The sequence below is a fragment of the Candidatus Zixiibacteriota bacterium genome, assembly GCA_018820315.1.
In the GTDB taxonomy this organism is placed as follows: Bacteria; Zixibacteria; MSB-5A5; order JAABVY01; family JAHJOQ01; genus JAHJOQ01.
Genome location: JAHJOQ010000076.1, coordinates 30,375 through 42,656, shown reverse-complemented (window position 1 = coordinate 42,656; position 12,282 = coordinate 30,375). Strand labels below are relative to the sequence as shown.

Annotated in this window: 9 protein-coding genes and 1 rRNA gene; 3 read left to right on the top strand and 7 right to left on the bottom strand. The window is 51.6% G+C overall.

The annotated features are described in order from the left end of the window. Positions 1-1,247: ribosomal RNA gene (locus KKH67_07570) — 16S ribosomal RNA — on the bottom strand; the annotation flags it as partial. A 920-nt stretch (positions 1,248-2,167) separates the two neighbouring features. Between KKH67_07570 and KKH67_07565 the strand changes: the two genes are divergently transcribed. After that, a complete protein-coding gene (locus tag KKH67_07565) occupies positions 2,168-2,581 on the top strand; it encodes a hypothetical protein (GenBank protein ID MBU1319039.1) in 414 nt (137 codons plus the stop codon). A 112-nt stretch (positions 2,582-2,693) separates the two neighbouring features. Continuing rightward, positions 2,694-3,800, top strand: a complete 1,107-nt coding sequence (locus tag KKH67_07560; protein ID MBU1319038.1) for a hypothetical protein — start codon at positions 2,694-2,696, stop codon at positions 3,798-3,800. Positions 3,801-3,909: 109 nt separating this feature from the next. Here the strand turns inward: KKH67_07560 and KKH67_07555 are convergent, their stop codons facing one another. Continuing rightward, positions 3,910-6,726 carry a S8 family serine peptidase gene (locus tag KKH67_07555; GenBank protein MBU1319037.1) on the bottom strand — a complete coding sequence of 939 codons (2,817 nt, stop codon included), beginning with the start codon at positions 6,724-6,726 and terminating at the stop codon, positions 3,910-3,912. 374 nt (positions 6,727-7,100) lie between these two features. Between KKH67_07555 and KKH67_07550 the strand changes: the two genes are divergently transcribed. Further along, positions 7,101-7,250, top strand: a complete 150-nt coding sequence (locus KKH67_07550; GenBank protein ID MBU1319036.1) for a hypothetical protein — start codon at positions 7,101-7,103, stop codon at positions 7,248-7,250. A 372-nt stretch (positions 7,251-7,622) separates the two neighbouring features. On the opposite strand, the gene KKH67_07545 is transcribed toward KKH67_07550, so the two are convergent. The 5 genes from KKH67_07545 to tatC all read right to left on the bottom strand — a co-directional run bounded on the left by KKH67_07545 (position 7,623) and on the right by tatC (position 12,281). Continuing rightward, entirely contained in the window at positions 7,623-9,068 is a 1,446-nt protein-coding gene (locus tag KKH67_07545; protein ID MBU1319035.1) for an RtcB family protein, read from the bottom strand. Between the two features lie 8 nt (positions 9,069-9,076). Further along, the gene (locus KKH67_07540; GenBank protein ID MBU1319034.1) at positions 9,077-9,505 is read right to left on the bottom strand and encodes an archease; all 429 of its coding nucleotides are present in this window, start codon (positions 9,503-9,505) and stop codon (positions 9,077-9,079) included. A gap of 153 nt (positions 9,506-9,658) precedes the next feature. Next, on the bottom strand, positions 9,659-9,847 hold the full coding sequence (locus KKH67_07535; GenBank protein MBU1319033.1) for a 4Fe-4S binding protein: 189 nt from the start codon (positions 9,845-9,847) through the stop codon (positions 9,659-9,661). 119 nt (positions 9,848-9,966) lie between these two features. After that, positions 9,967-11,442, bottom strand: a complete 1,476-nt coding sequence (locus KKH67_07530; GenBank protein MBU1319032.1) for a hypothetical protein — start codon at positions 11,440-11,442, stop codon at positions 9,967-9,969. 80 nt (positions 11,443-11,522) lie between these two features. Next, positions 11,523-12,281, bottom strand: a complete 759-nt coding sequence (tatC, locus tag KKH67_07525) for a twin-arginine translocase subunit TatC (GenBank protein MBU1319031.1) — start codon at positions 12,279-12,281, stop codon at positions 11,523-11,525. Position 12,282 lies beyond the last annotated feature (1 nt).

Genomic DNA, 12,282 nt, shown 5'->3' with positions numbered 1-12,282 from the left:
CTCTTTGTCCCTCCCATTGTAGCACGTGTGTAGCCCTGGGCATAAAGGCCATGATGACTTGACATCATCCCCTCCTTCCTCGCGTCTTGCGACGGCAGTTTCATTAGAGTTCCCAGCTTGACCTGTTGGCAACTAATGATGGGGGTTGCGCTCGTTGCGGGACTTAACCCAACACCTCACGGCACGAGCTGACGACAGCCATGCAGCACCTGTGCAAAGGCCTCCGAAGAGGGGGCTACATCTCTGTAGCTTTCCAATGCATGTCAAACCCAGGTAAGGTTCTTCGCGTTGCGTCGAATTAAACCACATACTCCACCGCTTGTGCGGGCCCCCGTCAATTCCTTTGAGTTTCAGCCTTGCGGCCGTACTCCCCAGGCGGGGCACTTAATGCGTTAGCTGCGGCACTGGTGGAGTCGACACCACCAACACCTAGTGCCCATCGTTTACCGCTAGGACTACCAGGGTATCTAATCCTGTTTGCTCCCCTAGCCTTCGCACCTGAGCGTCAGTATCCGTCCAGATGGCCGCCTTCGCCACCGGTGTTCTTCCTGATATCTACGCATTTCACCGCTACACCAGGAATTCCGCCATCCTCTCCGGTACTCAAGACTGCCAGTATCGTATGCAGGCCAGGAGTTAAGCTCCTGGTTTTCACATCCGACTTGACAGCCCGCCTGCGTGCGCTTTACGCCCAGTAAATCCGAACAACGCTTGCACCCCCCGTATTACCGCGGCTGCTGGCACGGAGTTAGCCGGTGCTTCTTCTGTGGGTACCGTCAAGCGTCCGAAGACACATTCTTCCCCACTGAAAGGATTTTACACTCCGAAAAGCTTCGTCATCCACGCGGCGTTGCTGCGTCAGCCGTTAGGCCATTGCGCAATATTCCCTACTGCTGCCTCCCGTAGGAGTCTGGGCCGTATCTCAGTCCCAGTGTGGCCGATCACCCTCTCAGGCCGGCTACCCATCGAAGCTTTGGTAGGCCGTTACCCTACCAACAGGCTAATGGGGCGCGGGGCCGTCCTCAGGCGTATAAATACTTTGGTCACTCAACCATGCGATCAAATGACGTTATTCGGTATTAGACCCTCTTTCGAGGGATTGTCCCCAACCCGAGGGTGGGTTCCCCACGTGTTACTCACCCGTTTGCCGCTTTACTTATTCCCCGAAGGAAACTTTCTCGCTCGACTTGCATGTATGAGGCACGCCGCCAGCGTTCGTTCTGAGCCAGGATCAAACTCTCCGAAAATATTCATTCGATTATTCTCGAATTGATCCGGCAATGTTCAAAAACATCACCATTCGTTGTTCTGATCCACTTGGTTTATGTCTCCTTCGCAGGAGATTTTCACCCCGTGGAGTACTGTCTCAAAGAAACGTTGTATGCTATTTGGTTTTCAAAGATCAAGTCGACTTCTTGCGCTAAAAAACCCCACCAGTTTCTTACTGTGTCCGGTGGGTCTTTCAAAGATCGCATTTAGTCAGCCAATTAACTCATGGCAAATCCCAATAAACGAATCCGCTCTCCGATGTCAAGCGATTTCTGGAAAATAGTCGAAAAAAGTCGAACCCGTTCACTATTAATGTATTATCGGCCTCAACCGCCCGTATCTGCAACCATAATGAGATTCCTTTCATGTCGGTTTTTTGTCGGGCCGATAGATATGACAGATATATTTGTGCGGCACCACAAGACAGCTCGCACGTGCTTGCAAGTGATATTGGCGCAATGAGTTGGCTACCCACACAATACCGAATACGGCCTCCATCACAAGCGTATTGAGCTTCTGGGAAATTCGCACGTTCGGCTTTACTCTGCAGAATGGTGTTGATTCAAGCGGATGTGGTCCCTGACTGCTCGTTGCATGGATAATTCAGAATGGCTCTCCCTCCTCTCCTCCCAGGGCGGGCAACGCCGACTGTTCCGGCGAGGTTGACATAGATGATGTAGCCGAGTAGGGTGGAACGCGTTCCACCATCTTGTCTGTTCAGAAATATGTTTCACCCCGGATCCATGGGCGCGCAATTCTGAGACATTTTTCAACACGTGCGATAACAATCAGAAGAATCGGTGGAACACGTTCCACCCTACTCGACTCATTTCGCGATGTGGTTTTGTGCTGACAAATTCTTGTCGACATATCCCATCTGCTGCTGTATAATCCCGCCATGGATCGCAATACGGTTTACAGATTCGCTTATCTAACGTCGCTTGTTCCGCTGCCGGCAGTTATACTGTTGATGATTGTCGTTACCGTGAATGCCGGTGTCGGAAGCGGGTTCCTGAATGGAGTCACTACTCTGCTGATCTGGGTGCTGATTCTGGGGTATTCGACATCGATAGTGCTCACGATCGTCAGCGGCTTTCTTGCGAAATCTCGATGGATACTATTCGCGCCCGTTGTAGCGTTGCTGGATATCGTCTTATTCCTTATATTTCTTCCCGAGCAGGAGAGCGCAGTCGGATGGCGAGTCATCGATGCAGTGCTGCTCGGCGGTCTGATTGTTCTGAACATCATCCAGATTGTGATCCTCAGGAAACAGTGCGCCGCTGCAGGCGACGCCAAATTCGATCTGAACTAATGCAAGATAGAAATGTAGAAAGTATCTGAAGAAATATGATGATTCATGCGGGACGCCACGAGGAGATTCGTAACGACGCTATCCGGAGTCATCCTGAATAATGAGGTTAGCCATGAACAGCAACAGAGCCACTCTCGTATCTGTCACTTTTATGTTAGTCGTGTTTGCAACCGCATTCCTAAGTGGCTGTTCCGAAGATACATCGCAGACGGGCAAGACGCCGAACTTCGTGTTCAAATATGAGCAGGATCCAGAGCTTCTGGAGCCGCTTGACGTGCCTGTCGAGAAGGCTACCGACGAATGGTGGTTCTACGACAATTTCAGCTTCGTCGGTCGGATCAGCGATGTCGGCAATATTCTCATGGTTGCCGAAATTGGACGCTGCCTTGATCCCGGTGGTGATCCCAAAGTCATAAAGACATTCGACATGCGATTCTTTGATGGACTTCGATGGAACAGCGTTGGGACTCACTCCGATCCTGATGTAATCACGGAGATGAAGACTATCTCTGCCAGTCCTCAAATGAGTTTCGTCTGGTCAGACTCTCTAAATCTGCACTCCAGAGGATCCCTCCGGTACCGAATGACGAATGGGCGTGAGATCGTTATGGATTTCCAGAATCTGCTCCCGTTGTATGGCTATTCGAGCGAGGATGACCTTAAGCGGAGTTATGATTGTGGTGAAGGGCGTCTGCAAATCGGCGACAGTGTTTGGTTGGGATACATGTTCCATGAGATGATCAACGTGCGGGGCAATAATAAGTGCGAAGGCAACATGCCCGATTTCAATCCTCAAAACTGCTATCGTCTTTTTGGCAAGACCTCGGGTGGAAAGACAATCATCGCTTCAGTGGATTTGAACAACGACAAAGATATCACTCACAACAGCTTCTTCACACTGTGCGACCGTGAAGGCTGCCAGATGGCTGAGGGCGCCACCACGTTCACAAATGGCAATGCCAACTTCAGACCGGTGCCCTACTATGAAGGTGGTCTTCTCCCCCACTTCGTGCAGATTTACTCCGGTGACAAAATCAATGTCCAGGTTGATCTCTGGATCGACAAAGATCGCTACGACCCTCTTGCAGATGGCTGGGTGCGATCTGGTGTGTTTGGAAATGCCGTATTTTGGAACCGACGTGAAAAACTCTGGGGAATACTCGATCACTACCAAATCCCCAACTCGGACACAACCGCGCTTCTCGGCACGATGCGATAGGCGAAGTGTGTATGTGCTGACATATCAGTGTCTTACGGGCGCCACTGCAACTAATACATGAAGGCTCCCATGAGGGAGCCTTCATTGATATCATCCCTGTAGGGACAATCTATTTCATCAGCACCATCTTCATGGTCTTGTTGAATGTTGCGGAACTGAGGCGATAGAAGTAGACACCGGAGGAGTGCTTTGATGCATCCCACGGAATCGTGTAACTTCCGGCGCCGAACGCTCTATCCGCGAGCACTTCAACACGCTGTCCGAGAATGTTGAACACCTCGAGCCTGATGTCCTGCGTTGTTGGCAGGGTGAACGAAATCTGCGTCACCGGATTGAATGGGTTCGGGTAGTTCTGAGCAAGTGAGAACTCCTCCGGAAGCAGCGGTTCGTTCTTGGCGAATCCGCTGGTTCCGCCGCCCATACCACGGAACTCGATTTCGTCGATGTACACGTCGTCGCGGTTATCACTGGCATCACACATGAAGCGAAGCTTCGCATTGGTCGGGAAACTGTATTGGCTGCTGGATATACTGACAACGGCGTTGTAGAAGACATTGTTGCTGAAATCGGTGCCACTGGTGAATGTGGCGACTGTTTGCCACGTCGATCCGTTGTAATACTGGACCCAGAAATCTTCGCCTGATTCCATACTGGATGCGCGGAACCAGAACTCGATTTGAAGTTCTGAATATCCGGATACATCGTAGCCGGTCGTGTGATAGAATGAGGAAGATGTGCCACTGTTGTCCTGAATGTCGGCCGCAGCGCTCCCCTGGTGTGCATAGGTGCCTCTGGTATATCGACTGCAGTCACCGCCGCCGTCGGTGTAGCTTCCCCAGCCTGATTCAAAGTCATCATACGTGATAACTGTCCACGTGCTCGGTTCGGTCACCGTTATATAGCCGGTTTTCGTCTCTCCATCGCTGCCGCAACTATTCGTGGCTGTGAGAGTAACGGTGAACGTCCCTGCGCTCGTGTATGTGTGCGACGGATTCTGCGCGGTCGATGTGCCGCCATCACCGAATGTCCAGCTCCATGATGTTGGCGCATTCGTGGACTGATCCGTGAAATTGACAGTCAGCGGATAAGTACCGGATGTCGGTGATCCTACAAACGCGGCAACCGGAGCATAGCACGGTGGGGTTGTAACGGTGATATAATTGGTGCGCACCAATTGGTCATTCCCGCATGAATTCGTCACAGTCTGGGTGACTGTGAATGTCCCTGCAGACGTGTATGTGTGAGACGGATTCGACGCAGTCGATGTGCCGCCGTCACCGAATGTCCATGCCCATGATGTCGCCCCCGATGACTGATCGGTGAAGTTTACAAGCAGCGGGTAGTCGCCGCTCGTCGGTGATCCAACGAAGCCGGCTGTCGGCGTGACGCATGGATTGACCGTTATGTAGTTGGTCTTGGTTTCGCCGTCAGAGCCGCCCGGGCCAGTGACCGTCAGACTCACGGTATAGGTATTGGCAGATGTATACTGGTGCGACGGATTCTGCGCGGTCGATGTGCCGCCATCGCCGAATGTCCAACTCCAGCTCGTAACACTGCCGGTCGACAGATCAGTGAAATTGACCGTCAGAGGAACTGTACCGGATGTCGGTGAACCGGAGAAATTCGCAACCGGTGGAGTCGGAGTCAGCGACTGAAGTGCCGCGTTAGCATCGACTAACCCATATCCAAAGGACTGGTCCCAACCAGCCGCACCCAGGTCCTCTGCAGAACCCTGGATGGCATCTCTTACCTGCTGAGGCGTCAGGGAACCGTCTTTGGCAAGTAGCAGAGCCGCTACACCAGCTACGTGGGGCGAGGCCATTGATGTACCCTGATAGAAGTAATAGGAAAAACTCGAATAGTTGGAGCCGTCGTGAGTCTGCTGAAGAACACCATCGACATAACCATCACCGTTCTGGTCAACAGTGACATCACCACCCGGGGCGCAGATATCTATTGTTGAACCATAACTGGAGTAGTATGCCAGGGCTTTGTCATACCGAACGGCGGAGACAGAGATGCACTCCGTGTAAGCGGCAGGGTACTGTGCCACAGGGGTGCCTGCATTTCCAGCGGCACAGACTATGGTTACACCCATTCCATAGGCATACTGGACGGCATTCTGAAGTGTCGATGTTGTAGAAGAAGCACCGAGGCTCATATTGATTACATCAGCGCCGTTATCGGCAGCCCATATGATTCCATCCGCCACGTCAGACAAATAGCCGCTGCCCTGGGAATCAAGCACCTTGACGGGCATAATGCTGCAGTTGAAGGCGACGCCTGTGACGCCAACGCCGTTATTTGTCGTCTGGGCAACGGTGCCGGCGACGTGAGTGCCGTGGCCGTTGTCGTCATTAGGATGAGTATCATTATTCACGAAGTCGTACCCGGGCACGAAAGAGGTGCCGGCTAGATCGGGGGCCTGGGCAAAGGAGCCATAATTCTCATAAGCCACACCACAATCGACGATCGCCACGACGACGCCTGTTCCCGTTGACTGGTCCCAGGCCTGCTCCATGTTGATCATCGGCATGTGCCATTGATAAGAGTAGTACGGGTCGTTAGGAGTCATGAATGCGTGAAAGATGTAATTGGGCTCGGCGTACTCGACCTCGGGTTTCCCTCGGAAGAGTTCAACCATCTGATCAACAGTCGCCGTAGATGGGATACTGATCCGTTTGAAACCAGCACGCGGACTTGTGTACATCTCAGATGTACCGTGTTTGGCGTGAATTCTGTTGATGTCCTGTACCTTGACGTCAGCCCTGAACTTCACCAGAATCTCACCTGCGGCGTATTCGGATTTGTCAGGGGCAAACGTCGTGCTTTTCACCTTGAAGTCTTGGCTACCGAAAGCAAACCCGGCGCTGATCAAAAGGACCAGCCCGATTACCAATGCGAAGAAAACAAGAGTCTTTCTCATCATTTCTCCTGTTTGTTTTGGAAGTTGTTACTCGGTACAAGGTTTATACTGTTCGAATTATGTCAGCTACATCACCACCTCTCGATTTAGCAAATTCGCCTACATCCCCCCATGGCCTACACCAACGGTAGGCCGCTGTACTTCAGCCCCCCTATTCTTGCAAAAACCGACCCTGCAACGTGATTTGACTCACATTATGTCAATCGCTACTACTCTTCTGGCTTTGCTCCAGCTGGCGGCCTGACAAACCTTCCAGAACGATCCTGGCCTTTGTCTTTGAATCCCGTTGTCGTCGTTTCATGGCTGAACTCCTTTGAATGTCCAGCCGCAAAACAATAGCTTAACAAACAACTGTCACTAATGGGGAGCAGTATATGGGCAACGACATTTTCACCACGGACGCAGCCGGAATCGAGACGGCGAAGGCGGTCAGGCACACAACGACAGTGTTCGTAATAATCAAATGCCTTCTCACTGCGTTTCCACTGTTTCAGAGTCATGTTCACGAATGCAACTCTGCATGATGCTGCCGGATGGTCGCTCATTGTAACCAATGCTATACAGAGTCTGTGATTTGACTTTCAAGATAGGATCGCTATATGGTATTATCACCCCCCTTCCTCGCAATGGCGACATATTTACGCCATTGTTCTAAGAGAGCATCGCATAATGACGACCAGCAACGTGCTTCGCGCTGGCACGAGCGCGGAATCGATCTCATCACAAATATCCAACGATATGTGGTTAATGAAATATAGATCAGCAAATCCTATTGTCAACAAGAAAACGGATGCTGCGGAATCAGGATTTCGGGCACGCGGTACTACTGCAAGGCCCAATTGTGTATGTTGCATCCGAAAGTGGCGACAGGACGCCTGCCAGCCGCACCTGGGCGGTCACCCCTTTATATTCGCGATCGGCAGCAGCTTCGCCACAGGTTTCGAGATGCCGATCTTCGCAACAGCGTCAACGACATCGTCAATATTCTTGTAAGCGAATCCGGCCTCTTCCGCCAGACCGGAGAATGATGCTGCACGCACAAGAATGCCGCGCTGACGCATTTCCGAAGCGAGAGCTTTGCCCTGCACCTGCTTCTTCGCTTTCATACGCGACATCGTGCGGCCGGAACCATGCAGAGTCGATCCGAAAGTCGAATCCATAGCCTTCTGTGTACCGACCAGTAGATACGCCCCGGTTTCCATGGAGCCGCCAACGATAACCGGTTGACCAACTCCGCGATATCTCGACGGAATGCCGTCGACGTCGGGTCCGAACGCGCGGGTTGCACCTTTGCGATGAACAACCACCTCTTGCTCTCGGCCATCGATACTGTACTTCTCTATCTTTGCGATATTGTGCGCGACGTCATAGATCGTAGTGATGCCAAGCTCCTGATTCGATTTGCCAAGAACTTTCTCGAATGCCTCTCTAATCCTGTGCACGATAACTTGCCTGTTTGCAAAGGCATTATTCGCCGCACATTTCATCGCTGCGAAATATCGCTGCCCTTCATCGGACTTGAATGGTGCACAGGCGAGTTCTTTGTCGCGGACATTGATCCCAAACTTCTTGACGCTCTTTTCGAATACCTGCAGATAGTCGGTGGCTACCTGGTGGCCGAATCCACGCGAGCCGCAGTGGATCGAGATAACGATCTGGTTGGGGCGATCAATACCGAAGGCTCTCGCGATATCGTGATCCAGAATGTTGCTTTCTTTGACAACTTCGATTTCGAGATAGTGATTCCCCGATCCAAGAGTACCAAGCTGATTGAGGCCGCGCTTGAACGCCTTATCAGAGACGAAATCGGGATTAGCTCCACGGATGCAGCCCGACTCTTCGCTTGCATCCTGATCGGCCGCTGTCGCAAATCCATTCTTAACACACCAGCCGACACCATCGGTCATTATATCTCTGAACCGTCGGTTATCGAGATGAACTGTGCCGGTCTTTCCAGCCCCTGCAGGAACGTAGTCAAAGAGCGTGTCGATTAGCTGCTGGAGCTTGGGGCGGATCTCCTCGAGGGTCAGATTCGTCCGGAGCATTTTCATGCCACAGTTGATGTCGAATCCGATTCCACCGGGTGAAATTATGCCATCACTCGTCGAGAAGGCGGCGACGCCACCGATTGGGAAGCCATAGCCCCAGTGACCGTCTGGCATGCAGAGTGCCGAACCGACAATCCCGGGCAGGCAGGCAACGTTGGTGATCTGCTCATAGACACCCTGCTCCACTCTATCGATCAAACGATCGGATGACAGAATCCGTGCAGGAACATTCATGCCCTGCTTCTGCGATGGATCGATCTCCCATATACCTTCAGAGATCTTTTTCTTCTCCATGATATCACCTATAGGTCAAATATTACGAACGCTCGCCAGGTATCAGCCTCTCTCTCTATCTTGAACATATGCATCGTTACAGCTTTCACATCAGCACGCATGTCGTGCCGACCATGATCGATGTTCTCGCCCATGATATCTGCTCGCAGATGGCAGGCATGTGCATCCTCGGCTATCTCCACGCTGAAGTCGGAGAACAAAACATTCTCACTGTCTCTGATAAATACGAGTTCAGAGAGCCAGGAATAGAGGAGTCTTTCCAGATTGTCTTCATCCAGGCTGATGCTCCATGTCTTGTTCGCCTGAACGATCGATATGTCTGTCATGCAATCGATGAGGGCTCTCGCTGCGTCGCAAAACAAGCTCTCCAGGGTAGTTGCTTGTATGGCGACAGCACAGTCCGCAGTTGCGATGTCATCGATGAATTTGTAGGGCATATTGAGGCTTACTCCATGAATGACGCGCCGGAATTGGATTCTCCGTCTCGATGCCAATGTAGCGCCGGACTGTCCGGTTGGCAACCCGTTTGTTACTTGTTTGGGGAGCAAAAAAAAAGCACCCGGACGGGTGCTTTTTCAGAGAAGTCGAAACTATGCCTGTATGATGCAGTCATCTATCGGGCAGATAGCAACACACTGTGAGCCGCCGTCGACGCCCTCGCATTCGTTGCAGAGATCCGCGTCGATGATGTAGATGTCGCCCTCTTCGATCGCATTCTGAGGACACTCGGGCAAGCAAAGCCCGCATGCAGTGCACTCGTCGATTATCTTCATTGCCATCTGTGTCGTCCTCCGTTTGTTAACCAAATCACTCAATAGCTGCTATTTCACTGTCAATTCCATCAAAACTCAAGGAATATATGCGTCACCACCTGTTTAGGCAAGCGAAAAAAGAGGTATTATCTCCGCGCGATTCTTCGCGACACCTGGACCGCTATTACAAGGACTACCAGGTAGAATATTGTCAGAAAACCCTCGAAGATGTAAGCATCTACGAACCCTTGCCTCCAGAATACAATAGAGAAATTACCAAATGTATGCAACGATGCGGCAAGTAACCAGTATTGCCAAATCTGTCTCCGACCGATCCCGTAACCGAGCAGGATTCCCGTCGAAATATGAAATATCGTAGTGATGATCCTCTCCCATACAGGCAAAGAGACGAATCCCATGACTCCAGTCGCAAAAGCTGATCCAGTCAGCCAGCAGGATTCGACAAATCCAAATCCAGCCCCCGCGGCAGCTCCAAGTCCTATCATAAGTTTCAGGTTTGGTTTGTCATCCGCGAGATACCACCGCAGCCATATCAAACCTGCCTTTAGAGTCTCCTGAAAAATCCCGGAGACCAGCGCAATCACGAATGCCGCTAAATACAGCGCTGAACCCTTAGAACCGATTCCACTAAAAATTGCTCTGGAGAGCTTGTGCTGAATCGGTGCCTGCACGACAACCACAAGAGCAAAAGCGGCACCAGAGACAGCAAACAGCAGCCAGTAGTCACGATTCTTGATCCCTCTTCGTCCGAGCAACACCAGTAGCATCGACACCCAGACGGCGAATAGACCCCAGATAAGAAGCCGGCGGTGAAATGTGCTCCAGAATGTCCCTCCAGCAGCATCTTCGACAGTCGTCCCCTCAGGTAGTAAGTCAATAATAAGACTCTGGCGTGAATCAACAACGCGCAGGAGCTTACCGCTTGAATCAGTATAGAATCGGCTGTTTACAAAATCGATTTGGCTAACGGTGCATTCCACTTCTCTGTTGTTCACCTCAATTGTCTCATTGCCGAGGACGACGAGCTTCATCGGCAGGCGACGCAAAGCCTGCGGAATCAGTATGTCGATGCTGTGCGTATCACCGGGAGTCAGCTCCAAATTGGCAAACATCAGCTGCCACTGTGCAACGAAGTTGTTGTCGACGAGGAACGTCCCGGGCGGCATGTCAAAGGACACCAAAGTATCGACCCCTCCGCCGACAGAGTGGGCGACGAATCGGTCATCTATGATGTCGCCGGTCACCCTCACTTCTTCGCGATTGACGTGATATTCTCCGTAGTAATGCTTCGGCAGGCCGCGAAGAGAGCAGAACAGTGAGCAAGCCATATCCATCTTGAATGACTGTCCGACCGACGACATGTCGAGATTCACCTTCATGTCGAAATAGTAGGAGCGGCCGTGCCTGGGCAATGTCACTGTTCCGACGAGTTTGGCGGTCTGGGTTCCGATTATCGCCGTGCCCATCTTGTACTGGTATGTCCGCTCCTGTCCTTCAGGCCAATGTGATTTCACATCCGCCGCGAAGAGATTGGCCGCGAGACAGAAGAAAAGACTGATGATAAGCTGAATCAAAAAGCGCATAGGATTGGATTTCGTCATTATTCTCAAGTCCTGTTCAGATCATATAATGTCATAACAATATAGAACAAATCACTTCCGACAACACAAGAACTTCTGTCTCAACCCGCCTTGCCAATCTCTCGTTCATCCTCATCAAAGGCTGAATCATCACAGCGCTGCTTGCCGGTCAAACGAACGAGCCATATCGATAGCTCATACAATATCAACAAAGGACCGGCCAGCATCACCTGACTGAACAGGTCCGGCGGTGTCAAGGCTGCACCCAGGACGAGCGAGAGGACTACCGCGTATCTTCTCCCCTTCTTGAGCGTCGTATATGAGACGATGCCGATTCTACCCAAGAAGAAGGATACAACCGGCAGCTCGAATACGATTCCGAATGCAAGAATCAAGTATGCGCAGAATGAGAGCAGACTCCCAACCGATATCAGAGGCGTCATGTTCTCGGTGCCGTACCCCATAAGAAACTTCAGAGACGCCGGAAGCACGATGAAGTAGCAGAATGACGCGCCTGCTGCGAAAAAGAAAGTACTCGCCGCGACGACCGGAATGACAAGCCTGCGCTCCCTCATGTAGAGCCCGGGTGCAATGAACTTCCAGAGTTGATATGAAATCACCGGCACGCTGAGCATTATGCCCATGATAATCGAGAGTTTCAACCTTATCATGAAGGCCTCTGTGGGCGCCATGAAATATACCTGCCCGACCAGCTTTGCGAGTACGTCAATTACGCCATCAATGAAGAACCAGCTTACAATGGATCCCGCTGCGCAGGAGACGCCACATTTTATTAGTCGTCGTCTCAGCTCCTCGAGGTGGTCGAGGAAAGGCATTTCATGTCGAGCGCTCTCAGCCACC

Excerpts from the sequence above, each read along its gene's own strand:
- KKH67_07555 (MBU1319037.1), bottom strand. The coding sequence starts at position 6,726 with ATGAGAAAGACTCTTGTTTTCTTCGCATTGGTAATCGGGCTGGTCCTT.
- KKH67_07535 (MBU1319033.1), bottom strand. The coding sequence starts at position 9,847 with ATGGCAATGAAGATAATCGACGAGTGCACTGCATGCGGGCTTTGCTTG.
- KKH67_07565 (MBU1319039.1), top strand. The coding sequence starts at position 2,168 with ATGGATCGCAATACGGTTTACAGATTCGCTTATCTAACGTCGCTTGTT.
- KKH67_07545 (MBU1319035.1), bottom strand. The coding sequence starts at position 9,068 with ATGGAGAAGAAAAAGATCTCTGAAGGTATATGGGAGATCGATCCATCG.
- KKH67_07550 (MBU1319036.1), top strand. The coding sequence starts at position 7,101 with ATGGGCAACGACATTTTCACCACGGACGCAGCCGGAATCGAGACGGCG.
- KKH67_07560 (MBU1319038.1), top strand. The coding sequence starts at position 2,694 with ATGAACAGCAACAGAGCCACTCTCGTATCTGTCACTTTTATGTTAGTC.
- KKH67_07530 (MBU1319032.1), bottom strand. The coding sequence starts at position 11,442 with ATGACGAAATCCAATCCTATGCGCTTTTTGATTCAGCTTATCATCAGT.
- KKH67_07540 (MBU1319034.1), bottom strand. The coding sequence starts at position 9,505 with ATGCCCTACAAATTCATCGATGACATCGCAACTGCGGACTGTGCTGTC.